The organism is Duganella sp. OV510 (assembly GCF_900100205.1).
In the GTDB taxonomy this organism is placed as follows: domain Bacteria; phylum Pseudomonadota; class Gammaproteobacteria; order Burkholderiales; family Burkholderiaceae_D; genus Rugamonas.
The window spans coordinates 20,703-37,308 of sequence record NZ_FNEQ01000015.1; the positions used below are offsets into that span (position 1 = coordinate 20,703).

Genomic DNA, 16,606 nt, shown 5'->3' on the forward strand with positions numbered 1-16,606 from the left:
CCTACGATGTAGCCATTATGGATCTTGACGCCCGCCTCGACAAAATTGAAACGCGCCTCGACAGGCATGACGAAATGTTTGTCGATGTGCTCGGCCGTCTGGCGCGCATCGAGGCCCGGCTGGAGCATATGGCGACCAAGGAGGACCTGGAGAAAATATCCGCCACCATCATACGCTGGATGGTCGGCATCATGTTCGGTGGCGGGGTGCTGGCGGTGACAGTGATGACCTTTGTGCTGAACAACGCTGTACCGAAAGCGGCAGCGGTGCCGCCTACGCCCATCGTCATCCAGGTACCGGCCTACAAATAGCTGCTTGTTGCTTTTGCAACCGGATCGTGGCAGCATGATTGCTTCTTCAAGGAGACGCCATGCAAATCGCCCGTGCCCAACAACCTATCGCTGCCGCCGCTGTCACGCTGGTGTTGTGGATCGCTTGCGTGGCGTCGTACTTGCCGCCGCTGGTGCAGCACACCACAAAGTCGATCCTGCTGATGATCGCCACCGGCATCGGTATCCTGGTGTGCTATGTGCTGCACCTGGTATTTGTCGGCATTGCCGCCAGGCGGCTCGGCCGTTCGCCGGTGTTGTGGGTGATTGTGTCGGCATGCTTCATGCCGATTGCTTCCATCATCGGCCTGATCATCTTCGAGTGGTTCAGCGAGCAGGAAAAGCAAGCCACCGCCTGAAGCACTTGCCAGACATGGATGGGATCGTCTAGTATCGATCCCGATGCATCAGCATCGACGTCGCTCGGACGGTTCCGGGCGCTTACGTGAGACATCCATGACTGACACCCAAAATCCGCGCAGCTTTGCGCGCATCGATCGCCTGCCTCCCTACGTTTTCAATGTCACCGCCGAGCTCAAGCTGGCGGCACGCCGTCGCGGCGAAGACATCATCGATATGTCGATGGGCAATCCAGACGGCGCCACGCCGCCGCACATCGTGTCCAAGCTGGTCGACACGGTGCAACGCCCGGATACCCATGGCTATTCGGCCTCCAAAGGCATCCCGCGCCTGCGCCGCGCCATCTCGCGCTGGTACAAGACGCGCTATGAGGTCGACTTCGATCCGGACTCGGAAGCCATCGTCACCATCGGCTCCAAGGAAGGCCTGGCGCACCTGATGCTGGCCACGCTGGACCAGGGCGACACCGTGCTGGTGCCCAATCCCAGCTATCCGATCCATATCTGGGGCGCGGTGATCGCCGGTGCGAATATCCGCTCGGTGCGCATGACGCCGGGCGTCGACTTCTTCGATGAACTGGAACGCGCGGTGCGCGAAAGCTATCCGAAGCCGAAGATGATGATACTTGGCTTCCCGTCGAATCCCACCGCGCAGTGCGTCGAGCTGGAATTTTTTGAGCGTGTGGTGGCGCTGGCCAGGCAGCACAACATCCTGGTGGTGCACGATCTGGCCTACGCCGACATCGTGTTTGACGGCTGGAAAGCGCCGTCGATCATGCAGGTGCCGGGCGCGCGCGAGGTGGCGGTGGAATTCTTCACGCTGTCGAAGAGCTACAACATGGCTGGCTGGCGCGTCGGCTTCATGGTCGGCAACAAGGAGCTGGTGGCCGCACTGGCGCGCATCAAGAGCTACCACGACTACGGCAGCTTCACGCCGGTGCAGGTGGCGGCGATTGCCGCGCTGGAGGGCGACCAGTCCTGCGTCAGCGACATCTGCGCGCAATACCAAAGCCGCCGCGACGTGCTGCACAAGGGCCTGGTCGAAGCCGGCTGGCCGGTGGACAAGCCGAAAGCTTCGATGTACATCTGGGCGCGCATCCCGGAAGCTTATCGCCATCTGGGCTCGCTGGAATTCGCCAAGCTGCTGCTGGCCGAGGCCAAGGTTTGCGTATCCCCCGGCATCGGCTTCGGGGAGTACGGGGACGAATACGTGCGCTTCGCCCTGATCGAGAACGAAGCGCGCATCCGTCAGGGCCTGCGTGGCATTAAAGCCATGTTACGTAAAACTGCGGCGTAAATCTGCGCCAAGTTTAAGCCGCATCAAACCCTAGGGTTGATGCGGAGGCTACTGTAGCTCCCTGGACCATTAGAGGAGCTGCCATCATGTCCCACCTTCCCACCGGAGCCAGCGCGCGCCGCCTGGTCGATGCTGTCCAAAAACTCGAACGCAGCCTGGCGCACGCCGGCCTGCCACGCTTTGTCGCGCGGCTGCCGGTGTGCTGGCTGGCGTGGTACTACTGTCGCATGCTGGATGAAAAGATCGCCCGCATCACGCGCATCGCCGGCAAGTTCGACCGCTGGGGGCCGGCCATCCGCGAGGCCTCGCCCAAGGCGCAGGAAAAGCTGGAAATGCTGGACCTGGACCGCAGCATGCGCACCGACATCGAGTTCACCAAGGTCACCATGATGGACCTGCGTTCGTATTGCGAGGATATCGACCGCATGTTCGGCGAACTGGGCTATGAATCAGCGGGCTTGAAGCGGCGCCAGGCCGCCTTTCTGGCAATCCTGGACGCTTCCTGCGCCTCGGCCAGCCGCATGCAGGACGCATTGACGCGCCATGACGACGCGGTGCTGGCGCGCTTGCGGGCCGAAGCGGATTCCGCCGCGGCCCAGGCAGCCAGGGCTTAGAAGCCTTCCAGCACGATCTTGCCCTTGGCGCGGTTGCTCTCGATCAGGGCGTGGGCGCGCTTCAGGTTGTCGGCGTTGATCTTGCCGAAACGCTCGGCCAGCGTGGTCTTCACCGCGCCGGTTTCCACCAGCTTGGCCACGTCGTTCAGCAACTGGTGCTGTTGCTGGATGTCGTCGGTCTGGAACATCGAGCGGGTGTACATGAATTCCCAGTGCAGCGATACGCTCTTGCGCTTCAGCGTGCGCACGTCGATGGCGTCCGGATCGTCGATCAGCGCGACCTTGCCTTGCGGCGCCACCAGCTCGCTGATCGCGGCCCAGTGATGGTCGGTCTGGTTCAGCGCGGCGACATACGTGACCGGCGGCAGGCCGAGGCGGCTGATTTCCTCATTCAGCGGCTTGCTGTGGTCGATGACGTGGTGCGCGCCCAGCTGCTTGATCCACTCGCCGGTTTCCGGACGCGATGCCGTGCCGATGATGGTCAGGCCGGTCAGCTGACGCGCCAGCTGCACCAGGATCGAGCCGACACCGCCAGCCGCGCCGATCACCAGCAGCGACTTGCCATGGTTGGCGCCGGCGTCGCGGCTTACTTGCAGGCGGTCGAACAGCAGCTCCCAGGCAGTGATGGTGGTCAGCGGCAGGGCGGCGGCCTGGGCGAAATCCAGATTCTTCGGCTTGTGGCCGACGATGCGCTCGTCCACCAGGTGCAGCTCGCTGTTGGTGCCGGCGCGGGTCAGGTCGCCTGCATACCAGACTTCATCGCCGACCTTGAACAGACTGATGTCCGGGCCTACTGCTTTCACCACGCCGGCGGCGTCCCAGCCGATTACCTTGGCCTGGCCTTCGGCCGGCGCAACGTTGCGGCGGATTTTGGTATCGACCGGGTTGACCGAGATGGCCCGTACTTCCACCAGCAGGTCGCGGCCGCTGGCTTGTGGCGTCGGCAGCTCGATATCGATCAGCGACTCGGCGTCTTCGATCGGCAGGGAGCGGCGGTAGGCAATGGCTTTCATGGAAAATTCTCCGAAAAATGTTGTGATGGGCGTATCATCATTTATTTCGTAGCGATGAAAAAGAGGCGCTACGCCGAAACACTTTCAAGGATTTGACGAAAATTGCTCAGGCTCGATGATTTGACTGTCTTTGTCCGCACCGCCGACCGTGGCAGCCTGTCTGCCGCTGCGCGCGAACTTGAGATTTCGCCGGCGCTGGCCAGCGCCGCCGTCAAGCGGCTGGAGGGGGAACTGAAGCTGCGGCTGTTCGCCCGCACCACCCGTTCGCTGCGGCTGACGGAGGAGGGCGAGCACTATCTGCGCCATGCGCGCGAGGCGCTGCGGCTGCTGAAGGAAGGGCATGACGCGCTGATCCAGGGCCAGGAAACGCTGGGCGGCACGCTGAAAATCTCCATGCCGTCAGACCTCGGCCGCAATATGGTGGTCGGCTGGCTGGATGCTTTTCAGGCGCAGTATCCACGCGTGTCGCTGCAACTGAGCATCAGCGACCGCGTGTCGGATATGTACCGGCAGCCGGTCGACATCGCTATCCGCTATGGCGCGCAGGAGGATTCCAGCCTGATCGCCTTGCCGCTGGCACCGGAAAACCGCCGCGTGCTGGTGGCGTCGCCGGACTACATCAAGCATCACGGCAAGCTGAATACGCTGGACGACCTGGCGCGCCACAACTGTTTGCGCTTCATGCTGGAAGACGTCATTCACGATCGCTGGAGCTTCTACCGCGAGGCGCAGTCCGAAGCCGAAGTCATCCACGTCAATGGCAACCGCAGCGCCGATGACGCCGACGTGGTGCGGCGCTGGGCGGTAGCCGGTGTGGGCATCGCGTATAAATCGCGCCTCGACCTGAGCGCCGATATCCGCGCCGGCCGCCTGCAAGTGCTGCTGCCGGATGTGCTGGGCGAGCCGACGCCGCTGAATATGCTGTGCATGCACCGCTCACAGATCTCGCCGACAGTGCTGCAACTGCGCGACTTCCTGCGCACGCAGTGCGAGAAAGCTTAAGGACACCTGAAATCCCCCTTCCGCACAGTTGCGCTGCAACAAAATGCGCTTACCATAGCGCTAACAAGAACAATCGGGAGAGAGAGCAATGACCGAAACCCAGCGCGACATCCTCAGCGCCGGCTTTTCGCTGACGCTGATTGCGCTTGCCGCTTTCGTCATGCAGCGATTCTTCCTGCCGCTGATCTGGGCGGGCATCCTGTGCGTGGCGACATGGCCGCTGTACCTGCGGCTGCGCACGCGCATCGGCCACAACATCATCGCCGCTGCCTTGCTGACCTTGCTGGTGGCGGCCGTGTTCATTGTGCCGGTACTGCTGGGCGTGGCGCAAGCAATGCGGCAGGCACCGGAACTGGCCAACTACATCGTTACCGCCAATACCGACGGCATTGCTGTGCCCAGCTTCGTGCTGCACTTGCCGGTGATCGGCGATTCGCTGGCCGAATGGTGGCAGGCGACACTGAGCCAGCCGCATGGCCTGGCGCACCTGGTGTCCGATCGCCAGATCAACGGTTTCCATTCGGCCAGTGACATCATCAAGGTGGCCGGTGTTGGCCTGATGCACCGGCTGGTGGATTTCGGCCTGGCCTTTCTGTGCCTGTTTTTCTTCTACAAGGACGGCGAGGCGCTGAAGCGCCAGATCACCAACATCGGCAGCCGCTGGTTCAGCGAACAGCGCTGGGCCCAGTATTCGGACAAAATCCCGACCGCGATCCGCGCCACCGTCAACGGCCTGGTGCTGGTGGGACTGGCGGAAGGCGTCCTGATCGGTATTGCATACTGGCTGACCGGCCTGAAATCGGCCGCGCTGTGGGCGGCGGCAACCGGCATCCTGGCCATTATTCCGTTTGGCGCACCGCTGGCGTTTGTCAGCGCGGCCGGCGTGCTGGCCTTTGGTGGCGCCATACCGGCGGCAATTGCCGTCGTGGCCTGGGGTACGGTGGTGCTGTTTGTCGCGGATCACTTTGTACGGCCAGGCATCATCGGCAACGCTACGCGCTTGCCCTTCCTGGCCGTACTGTTCGGCATATTAGGCGGGGTGGAAACCCTCGGCCTGGTGGGGCTGTTTATTGGCCCGGTAGTGATGGTTCTGTTCGTAACCCTGTGGCACGAAGCGCAGTCACATCGTCAGGATGTCGGTTCGCCAGTTGCCAAACCCAGGTGAGGAGCGCAAGCGAGGTCGCGGCATCTGCCGGCCTGTCCTGTGCATGGGTAGGGCAACTGGCACCGGCAACCATTAATGTGCTTTCGATTTCGACAGGATCAGCAGCCAGCGGCGGAAGAGCAGCACTTCCAGATGGCCAGCTTGCACGCCGGTGTCGCATTCCATGATCGGGTTCACTGCGTAGAAGCGCTTGCGGAAGTCACGGCACACCATCATTTCGCGTTTGCCCATGCGAACCATGAAAGAGGTCGGCAGGTATTCCAGACCGAAGCGGGAACCATAGCTGCTGTTCAGAGTGCTCATGACATTTCCTTTTTTGTTGGAGGTGTTTTACGAGGAGTTCAGAATAGCACAACTACTGTATGAATAAACAGGTACTGTGTAAATAAACAGTAAATTCGTTGTTTCGTAGTTTTTACGCCGACTTAATCGGCGGTCAACCAGGGAGGACCAAATTTTCAGCAAATTGCTCAATTTCGTGGAGGCAAGACTGTCTCCGAACGGTGAATTCGGTTTACATTTGACCGTGGGGATGGCATTGCTGCTGGTTGCCGGCATGGTGTTCCATGAACTGGCCGAGGCGGTCATGGGGCAGGACGCCATTACGGTAATGGACGTGCAGGTTGCGCACTGGTTCAATGCCCATGCGTTTGAACCGTTGACCAGCGTGATGTATGTAGTGACCTACGCACACTCGGTGGCCGGCATGGTGGTGCTGTTCGGCCTGCTGGCCTGGTATTTGTGGAAGCAGCGTGCGCGCTACTGGTTGCTGGCGCTGGCGTTTGCCGTGCCGGGCGGGATGATGCTGAATGTAGCGCTGAAGTTTTACTTTCAGCGCGCCCGGCCGGTGTTCGAGGAGCCGCTGGTGACGCTGGCTACTTATAGCTTCCCCAGCGGGCACACGACGGCGGCGACCTGCTTCTATGGCCTGCTGGCGAGTTACCTGGTGATTGCCCGGCCGGCATGGAATGTGCGCCTGGGAACGGTGACGTTCTGCCTGATGATGGTATTGTTGGTGGCATTCAGCCGCGTCTATCTGGGCGCGCATTATGTCAGCGATGTGCTGGCCGCCATGGCCGAGAGTGTGGCCTGGCTGGCCGTGTGCATTACAGCTATCTCGACCTTGCGCCGCCGGCGCGAGGGTAAAACGGTAAGAAGCCTATGAAGAAAATCGTCGTCATCGTCAATGCCAGCGCCGGACTGGGCTACTGCGGCGGGTGGACCGCCGCGTTGCAGGAGAAATTCCGCAGCCAGGGCGCCGAGCCGGACATCACGCTGGCGCAAAGCGGCGAACAGATGATCGAACGCGCGCGGCGCGCCGTAGAAGAGGGCGCGCCACTGGTGGTGGCGGGGGGCGGCGACGGCACCATCAATGCGGTGGCGTCGGTGCTGGCGGGTACGGAGACAGTGCTGGGCGTGCTGCCGCTGGGCACGCTGAATCACTTCGCCAAGGACCTGAAGATTCCGCTGGAGCTTGACGAAGCGGTCGCCAACGTGGTGCACGGTGTGGCGCGCAAGGTCGACGTCGGTGAGGTCAACGGCCGCATCTTCCTCAATAATTCCAGTCTCGGCATCTATCCTGACATCGTGCGCGACCGTGAGCAGCAGCAACGCCATCTCGGCCGCAGCAAGTGGCCGGCATTCGGACGGGCGCTGTTTGCGGCGATCCGCCGCTTCCCTTTTTTAAGCGTGCGGCTGAAGATCAATGGCGAAGAGCATCTGCGCCGAACGCCGTTCGTCTTCATCGGTAATAACGAATACCTGCAAGGCTTGACGCTGGGCGCGCGCGAGCGGCTCGATAGCGGCAAGCTGTGCCTGTACGTGGCGCAGAAGCCAACCAGGCTGGGCCTGCTGCGTTACGCGCTGCATGCGTTGTTCGGCAAGCTGCAACAGGCGCGCGATTTCGATGTGCTGTCGGCGGCTTCGCTGGAAATCGATACGCGTCATCACCACCTGCGCGTGGCCACCGATGGCGAGGTCACGCTGATGAAACCGCCACTGTGCTATCGTTCAAGGGCTGCGGCGCTGAACGTCGTCGTGCCGGCGGCATAGGAGGCAAGCATGCGCACCATCGTCCATTTATCCGATCTGCATTTTGGCCGCGTCGATCAGGATTTGCTGCGGCCGCTGCAGGAGCTGGTGACCAGGCTGGCGCCGGACGTGGTAGTGGTTTCCGGCGACCTGACCCAGCGGGCGAAGACCGAAGAATTCAAGGCCGCGCGCGCCTGGCTGGACACCTTGCCCGGGCCGCAGATCGTGGTGCCCGGTAACCATGACATCCCGCTGTACAACGTCGCCAGCCGCTTCCTGACGCCGCTGCGCAAGTACACGCGCTACGTCACGCTCGACCTGGCGCCGGAATATATAGACGACGAGATCGCCGTACTCGGCATCAATACGGCGCGCTCGCTGACCTTCAAGGATGGCCGCGTCAACAAGGAACAGCTAGCGCAGATGCGGCAGCGCATGCAGGCGGTGAGCGCGCAGCACACGCGCATCATCGTCACCCACCATCCGTTTGACCTGCCGGATAATTTCGACAAGGACGACCTGGTCGACCGCGCGCCGATGGCGATGCAGGCGTTTGCCGAGTGTGGTGTTGATTTGCTGCTGGCGGGCCACCTGCATTCCAGCCATGCCGGCAACAGCGCAGGCCGCTACAAGATCGCTGGCTACGCCGCGCTGGTAGTACAGGCCGGCACGGCGACCTCCACGCGCGGGCGTGGCGAATCCAACTCCTTCAACGTGCTGCGCATCGATCCGGACGATATCCAGGTTGACCGTTACAGCTGGATCGAAGGCACCGCCAGCTTCGAGCTGGCCCACACCGAATACTTCCGCCGCAGCGGCGACGTCTGGGCCCTTGCCGCCGAAGCTTAAGTCGGGGTCAGTTCTGCCAAACGTACACGGGCTCAACTGCGTAGCAGTTGAGCCCGTGTACGTTTGGCAGAACTGACCCCGGTTTTAGAGCCAGTAGTTCATGAAGCGGGCGGCCCATTCTTTCATGCGGTTGCTGAGCGGGCGCTGGCGCCATTTGTCCAGCGTGACCTGGTTGGAGTCGCGCAGGTCTTCCTGGAAGGCTTTTTCCATTTCGTTGCCGAAGGCGTCGCCCATGATGATGACGTTGATCTCGCTATTGTGCAGGAAGCTGCGCATGTCGATGTTGGTCGAGCCGACCGTCGACCAGCGGCCATCAATCACGGCGGTCTTGGCGTGCAGTACGGCCAGCTTCAGCTGATAGATCTTGACGCCGGATTCCAGCAGCTCGTCGTAGAAGGCGTGGCCGGCGTAGACCACCAGGCCAACATCCGATACGCCCGGCACGACGATCTTGACGTCGACGCCACGCTTGGCGGCGGCTTTCAGCGCATCCACCGTCTGCCGGTCCGGCACGAAGTAGGCCGAGGTCAGGTGGATGGATTTTTTCGCTTCCTGCAGGGCCAGTGCGTACGCCTTGTAGATTTCAAAATGGCCGTCCGGCTCGCTGCCCAGCACGCGCACCACTTTGTCGCCGGCAATCACCGGTGTCGGGAAATAGTCGGCTTCCGGCAGGTCGTATTTGTCGGCCTTGGTCCACTGGCGGATGAACAGCCACTGGAAAGCCTGCACCGCTGGCCCTTCAATCTTGATGTGGGTGTCGCGCCAGCCGACATCGTCCTTGTTGGTCGGCCGCGAGGCCGAGCGGAACAGCGAGCTCTTGGCATAGGTGGCGCTGATGTTGATGCCGCCGGTAAAGGCAGTCTTGCCGTCAACGATCAGGATCTTGCGGTGGTCGCGGTTGTTCAGCTTCCAGCCGTCGCCATTTACCTTGGCCGGATTGACCGGGTTGAATTCGATCAGCCGGATGCCGGCGTCGCGCATGCGCTTGAAGAATTCCGCCGGCGTGCCGAAGGTGCCGACGCTGTCGTAGATGATGTTGACCGTCACGCCTTCCTGCTGTTTCTTGATCAGCGCGTCGGCGAACTTCATGCCCAGTTCGTCCTGGTCGAAGATATAGGTTTCAAAGTTGATGTTGTTGCGCGCACCCTGGATGGCTTTCAGCATTTCCGTCAGCGTCTGCGGGCCGTCGAACAGCAGCGTGGTCTTGTTGCCGGCGATGAGCGGCACGCCGGTCGCCGCTTCCTCCAGCGAGGCCTGGGCCTGCAAGTCCAGCGTGCCCTTCGACCAGCGCTTGGACAGCAGCGCCTTGGCATGCGCACCGCTCAGTTCGCCATTCTTGCCCTTGACGGTGGGCGCGGTCGCCGTGGCTGGCTCCAGCTTGTCGCCCAGCGCGGTGACATTGGGCAATGATGCGCAGGCGCTTAGCGAACCCAGGCACAAGAAGCCAGCGGTGAGCCAGTAACGCATGCGCAGCAGTTTCATTTGTCGACCTTTTCAATGAGCGGAATGGCATCTTCTTTCGAGCCGAACAGGAACGACACCGGCCCCACGCGGAACCGGCGCCCCAGCGCCTTCAGCAGCTGCCAGCCGTGCTGGAAGCGTACCTGGCGCGAGCGTAGCGCCACCCACAGCGCCAGGCCGAAGCTGACCAGCAGATTGACGATCCCGATGGAAAGAAAACCTGCTATAGAGGTCACAACCAGTTCCCAGCTGACATTGTGATCGAGTCCAACAATTGCTGTCGCAAAGTTGGCTGACGAGAACGTCACATGGCGGATGTCCAGCGGCATCCCCAGCACGAAGCCGATGAATGGCATCATGCCCAGCAGGATGCCGAAGAAGAAATTGCCCATCAGGCCGCCCAGGTTGTTTTCCAGGTAGACGCCGAGACGCTGCGCGCGCTCCTGGCCCAGCAGCCGGCTGAGGCCGCGCAACTGCGCAATGCGCTGCGCCCAGCAGGTGTACAGCGCCTTGTTGTCGTAGTAGCCCGAAATCAGGCCGGCGACAAACAGGCAGACGCCGGCGATGGCCGCATAGATCAGCGTTGGCGCGTGGATCGGGTCGATGTCGGCCAGCAGGTGCATGGCCTTGTCCGGCGACACCAGATGGTGGCCGGTCAGGTGGGGCCAGGCCATGGCGATCAGCCAGGCGGTCGGAATGCAGATCGCCAGGTTGCCCAGCACCGCCATGACCTGCGTGCGCAGCACCTTGTTGCACAGCTCGGCCATGCTGTCGATATCGATATTGCGCCCGTCCCTGGAATGCAGGCCGGAAGCGATGCGCGAGGCGGTCATCGCCGGCTGCTTGGTCGCTACCGTGAAGTGCAGCAGGTGGATAAACACAAAGCCCAGCGAATAGTTCATGCTGAACAGGAAAGCTTCCACCAGCGGCGCCGCGTGCAGGTAGGACAGCAGGATCTTGAACAGCGCCATGAAGCCGATGATCAGGCCGGCGCCGGCCGCCGAGGAAAACATGGCGCCCAGTTCGCGGCGGGTGTTGGCCACGTAGTGTTCGCCGGTGTGGCTGGCGTTCTCGGTGACGTTGCGCGCCAGCAGGTCGATGTTGTCGCGCAGCAGGTCGGTCACCATGTATTTGTTGTTGTGCGCCTCGATCAGTTCCAGCGCCAGCGCGATGGCAGCGGCCCGGCGCGTCAGGTCGTTTTCTTCGCCCGGCAGGTGCACATCGACCAGGAACAGCAGCTTGCGCATGCGGTCCAGGCTTTGCGTCAGCGACACCAGCAGATAGGTGAGGGCGATGCTGGTGCCCTGGTTCAGCGCCTTCTTGCGGATCTTGGCGATGACGGCGTCGCACTGGTCCAGCATCACCAGCAGGTGGCGGGCGTCGTCGATATCGACTTCCTCGCCGGCCAGCTTGCGGTGGTAGGCATCCAGGTAGGCGTTGACTTCGAAGTTCTGCACCATGAAGGGCGACTCGTAAGTCTCCATCTCGGTGTGGAAGTTGGTCAGGCGCGGCTCCAGGCCGATCGCGCAGACGCGGTAGGACAGCGTGCGGATTGCTTCCAGCAGGCCCGGCAGCATCAGGTTGCCGCCACGCTGCACCACGGCGCGCTGTTCGGAATGGACCACTACATCCAGCAGCGCCAGCCATTCCTCGGCCGGCACCGCCGCCATCCACAGGTAATCGGTACGCTTGTAGACGATCTGGTCCAGCGCTTCGCTCAGGTAGTCGTTGCCCAGCGCCGGCGGCAGGATGCGGTAGGCGATGCGGGTGCGCAGCTCGCTGAAGAAGCCGTCGCTCGACAGCACGCCGATCTCGGTGTACAGGCTGGAATGGCGGCGCGAGGCGATGATGTTGCGCGCGTAGTTGCGCAGCGCGTTGGCGTGTGCCGGATTGCCTTTTAATAGCTGGGTCAGGGTGCGCACGTTGGCGACGGCGCGGGCGCCATCGGTCGCACGCTTGGGACGCAGGGTGTCGAACAGCTCGACCATCTGCGTGATCTCGTTGCTGTCTGCGTTAATGCGTTCCAATATTTCGAGCATGAAAAGAGCCTCGTCAAACAAAAAGCCAGTATAACCGCAGCCATGGTGCAAGTATGTACGACAGCGTACATAGGTTTCCTCGGTGAAATGATTGATGTGCGTGATGATCCGCACAGAACCGACGCATGTGGCGGACTACACTGGTTACAACGCTTAACCAATTAAGCCCCAATTAACCCATTTCCTGGCTCATCATGAAACCCGCACTCATTACGTTAGCAATGCTGGTGCCGCTGACCTCGATGGCTCAGACGGAAGTGTATGGTGTCATCGATGCCGGCGTCGTCGCCGAGCGTGGATGCCAAGGTGACTGCGCCAGGACGCGGCTGGACAGCGGTGTCGCCAGCGGCTCACGGCTGGGCGTGCGCGGACGCGAGGACCTGGGCGGCGATACGGCAGCGGTGTATGCGCTGGAAGCCGGCTTCCTCAGCGATACCGGCGCCCAGGAGCAGAATGGCAAGCTGTTCAACCGCCAGGCGTATGTCGGCATTGACGGCCCGCTGGGAGTGGTGACGCTAGGGCGCCAGTACAATCTGGTGTATGAAACGCTGACCGATGTGGCCGACCCGTTTCATGGCGGCATGGCGGGCAGCGCGGCCAACCTGGTCGGCTATAACGCCAAGCGCTATGACAACACCATCAAGTACCAGTCGCGGCGCTCGCGCAGCGGCTTGATCGGCTCCGCCACCTACAGCCTGGGCGAAACGCAGTTCAACAGCAAGGCCAACCGCGCCTATGGCGCCACCATCGGCTACGAAGGCAGCAAGGCGAACATCCGCATCAGCCACCAGCGCAAGGAAAACACGCTGGATGCCACTGGCGCCTCGCCGGAGCTGGACCGCACTGCGCGCAACACGCTGGTGGCGGCCAACTACGACTTTGGCCGCTTTGTCGGCTATGCGGCCTATGGCCACAGCAAGGGCGACATCAGCAGCCAGTGGAACGAGACCAATCCGTATGGCGCGGTAGGGCAGCGCGACCTGTACACCAACAGCCGCGACGTGCTGGTTGGCGTGGCGGTGCCCCTGGGCGGTGCCACGACCTTGCTGGCGTCTTACATCCACAAGGATGACCGGGGCGTCGCCGACCGCGACGCCAACCAGCTTGCCATCGGCGCCAGCTACGCGTTTTCAAAGCGCACCGACGTCTACGCCGCGTTCTCCAAAATCCAGAACCGCAACGGCGCCAGCTATACCGCCGGCAACGCCACCAGCCGTGGCAGCGGCGACCGCGCCATCAACGTCGGCTTCCGCCACGCCTTTTAAGCCGTCCGTCAAACATGCTACATTGCTGGTTTTGTTGACCAGGAACGTAGCATGTACCTCACTTATTTCAACGGCAACTGGGCCGAAGGCAACGCGCCGCTGTTTGGCGCCATGGATCACAGCGTCTGGCTGGGCTCGTCCGTATTCGACGGCGCCCGCTCGCTACGCGGCCATATGCCTGACCTGCGCCCGCACCTGCAGCGCGTCATCACCTCGGCCGAGCGCGTCGGCCTGACCTGCCCGCTGAGCGTCGATGAAATGGAGAAGCTGGTGCGCGAAGGCGTGGCCAAGTTCCCGCCGGATGCCGAACTGTACATCCGCCCGCTGGTGTTCGGCACCGATGGCCTGCTGATTCCGATGCCGGAAAAGAGCGCGTTCGCGCTGACCCTGTTCGATGCGCCGATGCCGCCGTTTACCGGCTTCTCGGCCTGCCTGTCCGGCCTGCGCCGTCCGGATGCGCTGATGGCGCCAACCGACGCCAAGGCGTCCTCGCTGTACGCCAACACCAGCAAGGCGCTGCGCGAAGCGCGCGACCGCGGCTTTGACAACGCGGTGGTGTGCGACAGCGCCGGCCATGTGGCCGAGTTCGCATCGGCCAATCTGTTCTTTGTCACGCCGGAGGGCAAGGTGGTGACGCCGGTGGCCAATGGCACTTTCCTGTCCGGCATCACCCGCGCGCGCGTGATCGCCCTGCTGGCGCAGGAGGGCATTCAGGTGGAGGAGCGCAGCGTGCGTCCGGAGGAATTGGAGAGCGCGGTGGAGATCTTCAATACCGGCAACTACGGCAAGGTCACGCCATGCGTGCGCTACGAGTCGCGCACGCTGGCGGTCGGTCCGATCGCCACGCTGGCGCGCGATCGCTACATGGCATTCTCCGACAGCCAGTAATCACTTCGGCGTGGCTGGGCAGCTGGCGCCGAGCCAGCGGCCGGTCGATTCCACGGTGGCGTTCTGCGGCCCTGTGCCACTGTTGTTGGTGACGTTCATGGTCATCGTGTAGGCGCTGTCGCCTTGCAAGCGGATCTGTCCCTGGCCACTGGAGGCGGGATCGGTGCAGGTGAAGGAGACGTTCAGGCCCCCTGGTACCGGGTCCTGCTTCGACGTGCATTTGCCTTGCTGGTTCAGCGGCAGCTCCTTGCGCGCGGCCATCTCCGGCGTGACGCAGGCGGTCATTTTGAGGCTGCCGTCGCCGCCGGCCTGCGGCATCGAGACGCCGTTCTGCGCCATCATCGCTTCGACCCTGGCGCGCTGCTCGGGCGGCAGCACCGCCAGTTGTGCCAGTGCGCTGCTGAGCGCCTGGTCGGTCTGGCGGTCGCCGGTCTTGATCTTGTTGGTCAATTCCCATAAGCCAGGCTTGATGGTCTGGGTCTGCGCAGACGCGTGCGCGGCGGCCAGCATGGCCATGGATATCAGCAGTCGTTTCATAGGGCGTTCCTCCTTGTGGGCAGCATAAACGAAAACGGCGCCATTGGCGCCGTTTCCCTTGGGGCGTTAAGCTCTATATGCCGCGACCGCTAATCAGGCGCAGCAGTACCATGATGATGGCGACTACCAGCAGGATGTGGATGAAGCCGCCGATGGTATAGGAAGTAACCAGGCCCAGCAGCCACAGGATAAGCAGAACGACAGCGATGGTGTAAAGCATGATGATCTCCTCGGGTTGTGTTGGATCTATTATCAGCAGGAACGATAAATCTTTCTGTACGCTGGCGTACCTTGCGCCTTAGTCAAGCGGACGCAGCTGGCCTTTGACGATGCGCACCGGATCGCCATTACGCCACTGTGGCGCTGCCGAGGCGTGCAGAGTGCGCTTGTTGCCGTTGTCCATGCGGACCACGATGTCCCAGCTGTAGGTGGTTTTCATATTGCCTTCAATCTGGTTGCCGGCCACGGCGCCGCCCACCGCGCCAGCCACCGTTGCCAGCTGGCGTCCATGGCCGCCGCCTACCTGGTTGCCCAGCAAGCCGCCCAGCACCGCACCACCAACCGCACCGACACCACTGCCTTGCGGACGATGTTCAACGCGGCGCACCGATTCCACCACGCCGCAGTTGCTGCATGGGGCATTGCGGGCTTCCTGTTCCGGCACTTGGCCCTGGCCTTGCTGCATGGCCGGAGCGGCTGGCGCCGGCTCGGTGTAAGCCATCTGCTGCTGTTGCTGCGGCGCCGGCGGCATGCCGCTGACTTGCGTCGGCACGGTGGCGTTGGAGGTCGGCAGCCAGCCGAGAATGGCGGCGCTGCCGACGCCGCAGAACAGCACCACCGCGACGGCGGCGATGACCATGATTGGATGAGTGCCAGGTTTGTTGGTTTGCGTGTCCATGGGTAAGTCCTTTTTATTTTGGATGCCGGTATTTTCCTAAAGGACATGCTTTGCTTCCGTGCGTCACCGTACATACAGGGTAAATAATTGCCATTACGCTGGTTCCATGCATACTTCTATCTCACACTCCCCCGAAGAAGACCGCGCGCAGCCGCGCCTGGCGAATAATCGCCTGCTGGCCAGCCTGCCGGACGACGATCAGTCCCAGCTTGCCGAGAAGTGCGAGACGGTACGGGTCGACAACGGCCAGGTGCTGTCGGAGCCAGGGCAGGAGGTGCGCTATGTGTATTTCCCGATCGACTGCCTGGTGTCGCTGCTGGGCGTGGCCGAAGGCCGCATGACGCTGGAAGTGGGCTCGATAGGCCGCGAAGGCATGCTGGGCGCCCCCGTGGTGCTGGGGCATGAACTGGCGCAGGTGCGGGCCGTGGTGCAGCGCTCCGGCCGCGCCTACCGCATGGCGGCCGGCGATTTCGTCACCGAGTTCTATCGCATGGAATCCTTGCAGCGCCTGCTGCACCGCTATACCGACACCGCGCTGGCGCAGGCGATCCAGATCGCCGTGTGCAGCCGCTTCCACGTGCTGGAGGCGCGCCTGGCGCGTTCGCTGCTGATTACCCGTGACCGCCTGCAATCGGAGAAATTTCACCTGACCCACGAATTCCTCGCGCATTCGCTGGGCGTGCGCCGCGTTGGCGTGACCAAGGCAGCCAGCGCGCTGCAACAGCAAAAGCTGATTACCTACAGCCGCGGCAATATCGAGATCCTCGATTCAACCGGCCTGGAAGCCGCCTCCTGCCACTGCTACGAAATGTTCAAGGACAAATAAGGTGATTCCCGCGCAAGCGGGAATCCATGCGCC

Annotated in this window: 19 protein-coding genes; 12 read left to right on the forward strand and 7 right to left on the reverse strand. The window is 62.3% G+C overall.

Features of this window, described 5'->3' with window-relative positions; genetic code table 11:
* The first annotated feature begins 17 nt into the window (after positions 1–17).
* The 4 genes from BLS51_RS29620 (at position 18) to BLS51_RS27880 (ending at position 2,599) form a co-directional block, all read left to right on the forward strand.
* On the forward strand, positions 18–311 hold the full coding sequence (locus tag BLS51_RS29620) for a hypothetical protein (RefSeq protein WP_139168811.1): 294 nt from the start codon (positions 18–20) through the stop codon (positions 309–311).
* A 59-nt stretch (positions 312–370) separates the two neighbouring features.
* Positions 371–688, forward strand: a complete 318-nt coding sequence (locus tag BLS51_RS27870; RefSeq protein ID WP_090192298.1) for a hypothetical protein — start codon at positions 371–373, stop codon at positions 686–688.
* A gap of 97 nt (positions 689–785) precedes the next feature.
* A complete protein-coding gene (alaC, locus tag BLS51_RS27875) occupies positions 786–1,985 on the forward strand; it encodes an alanine transaminase (protein ID WP_090192297.1) in 1,200 nt (399 codons plus the stop codon).
* Between the two features lie 86 nt (positions 1,986–2,071).
* Complete coding sequence (locus tag BLS51_RS27880) at positions 2,072–2,599, forward strand: hypothetical protein (protein ID WP_090192296.1); 528 nt, start codon at positions 2,072–2,074, stop codon at positions 2,597–2,599.
* Here BLS51_RS27880 and BLS51_RS27885 read toward each other — a convergent pair.
* Complete coding sequence (locus BLS51_RS27885; protein WP_090192295.1) at positions 2,596–3,612, reverse strand: zinc-binding alcohol dehydrogenase family protein; 1,017 nt, start codon at positions 3,610–3,612, stop codon at positions 2,596–2,598. The two genes, BLS51_RS27880 and BLS51_RS27885, sit on opposite strands and share 4 nt — an antisense overlap.
* A 102-nt stretch (positions 3,613–3,714) precedes the next feature.
* Here BLS51_RS27885 and BLS51_RS27890 point away from each other — a divergent pair, with 102 nt between their 5' ends.
* The gene (locus BLS51_RS27890) at positions 3,715–4,614 is read left to right on the forward strand and encodes a LysR family transcriptional regulator (protein ID WP_090192294.1); all 900 of its coding nucleotides are present in this window, start codon (positions 3,715–3,717) and stop codon (positions 4,612–4,614) included.
* Positions 4,615–4,702: 88 nt separating this feature from the next.
* Complete coding sequence (locus tag BLS51_RS27895; protein ID WP_090192293.1) at positions 4,703–5,779, forward strand: AI-2E family transporter; 1,077 nt, start codon at positions 4,703–4,705, stop codon at positions 5,777–5,779.
* Between the two features lie 72 nt (positions 5,780–5,851).
* On the opposite strand, the gene BLS51_RS27900 is transcribed toward BLS51_RS27895, so the two are convergent.
* A complete protein-coding gene (locus BLS51_RS27900) occupies positions 5,852–6,082 on the reverse strand; it encodes a hypothetical protein (protein ID WP_090192292.1) in 231 nt (76 codons plus the stop codon).
* A 229-nt stretch (positions 6,083–6,311) separates the two neighbouring features.
* Between BLS51_RS27900 and BLS51_RS27905 the strand changes: the two genes are divergently transcribed.
* The 3 genes from BLS51_RS27905 to BLS51_RS27915 are packed head-to-tail and all read left to right on the forward strand — an operon-like array spanning position 6,312 to position 8,659.
* The gene (locus BLS51_RS27905) at positions 6,312–6,944 is read left to right on the forward strand and encodes a phosphatase PAP2 family protein (protein WP_090192291.1); all 633 of its coding nucleotides are present in this window, start codon (positions 6,312–6,314) and stop codon (positions 6,942–6,944) included.
* Entirely contained in the window at positions 6,941–7,831 is an 891-nt protein-coding gene (locus tag BLS51_RS27910) for a diacylglycerol/lipid kinase family protein (protein WP_090192290.1), read from the forward strand. The genes BLS51_RS27905 and BLS51_RS27910 overlap by 4 nt, the downstream gene beginning before the upstream one ends.
* A gap of 9 nt (positions 7,832–7,840) precedes the next feature.
* Entirely contained in the window at positions 7,841–8,659 is an 819-nt protein-coding gene (locus BLS51_RS27915; RefSeq protein ID WP_090192289.1) for a metallophosphoesterase family protein, read from the forward strand.
* 84 nt (positions 8,660–8,743) lie between these two features.
* Here BLS51_RS27915 and cls read toward each other — a convergent pair whose 3' ends face one another.
* Positions 8,744–10,141 carry a cardiolipin synthase gene (gene cls / locus BLS51_RS27920; RefSeq protein ID WP_090192288.1) on the reverse strand — a complete coding sequence of 466 codons (1,398 nt, stop codon included), beginning with the start codon at positions 10,139–10,141 and terminating at the stop codon, positions 8,744–8,746.
* Positions 10,138–12,159 carry a site-specific recombinase gene (locus BLS51_RS27925; protein WP_090192287.1) on the reverse strand — a complete coding sequence of 674 codons (2,022 nt, stop codon included), beginning with the start codon at positions 12,157–12,159 and terminating at the stop codon, positions 10,138–10,140. The genes cls and BLS51_RS27925 overlap by 4 nt, the downstream gene beginning before the upstream one ends.
* Positions 12,160–12,353: 194 nt before the next feature.
* On the opposite strand from BLS51_RS27925, the gene BLS51_RS27930 reads away from it, so the two are divergent.
* Both BLS51_RS27930 and BLS51_RS27935 read left to right on the forward strand, forming a co-directional pair.
* Entirely contained in the window at positions 12,354–13,424 is a 1,071-nt protein-coding gene (locus tag BLS51_RS27930) for a porin (RefSeq protein ID WP_090192286.1), read from the forward strand.
* A gap of 51 nt (positions 13,425–13,475) precedes the next feature.
* Entirely contained in the window at positions 13,476–14,312 is an 837-nt protein-coding gene (locus BLS51_RS27935) for a branched-chain amino acid aminotransferase (protein WP_090192285.1), read from the forward strand.
* Here BLS51_RS27935 and BLS51_RS27940 read toward each other — a convergent pair whose 3' ends face one another.
* The 3 genes from BLS51_RS27940 to BLS51_RS27945 all read right to left on the reverse strand — a co-directional run bounded on the left by BLS51_RS27940 (position 14,313) and on the right by BLS51_RS27945 (position 15,747).
* Positions 14,313–14,849, reverse strand: a complete 537-nt coding sequence (locus BLS51_RS27940) for a DUF3617 domain-containing protein (protein ID WP_090192284.1) — start codon at positions 14,847–14,849, stop codon at positions 14,313–14,315.
* Positions 14,850–14,922: 73 nt separating this feature from the next.
* Positions 14,923–15,069, reverse strand: coding sequence for a lmo0937 family membrane protein (locus tag BLS51_RS29625; protein WP_139168812.1), 147 nt, complete (start codon positions 15,067–15,069; stop codon positions 14,923–14,925).
* A 78-nt stretch (positions 15,070–15,147) separates the two neighbouring features.
* Complete coding sequence (locus BLS51_RS27945; protein ID WP_090192283.1) at positions 15,148–15,747, reverse strand: glycine zipper 2TM domain-containing protein; 600 nt, start codon at positions 15,745–15,747, stop codon at positions 15,148–15,150.
* Positions 15,748–15,853: 106 nt separating this feature from the next.
* On the opposite strand from BLS51_RS27945, the gene BLS51_RS27950 reads away from it, so the two are divergent.
* The gene (locus BLS51_RS27950; protein WP_090192282.1) at positions 15,854–16,573 is read left to right on the forward strand and encodes a Crp/Fnr family transcriptional regulator; all 720 of its coding nucleotides are present in this window, start codon (positions 15,854–15,856) and stop codon (positions 16,571–16,573) included.
* Positions 16,574–16,606 lie beyond the last annotated feature (33 nt).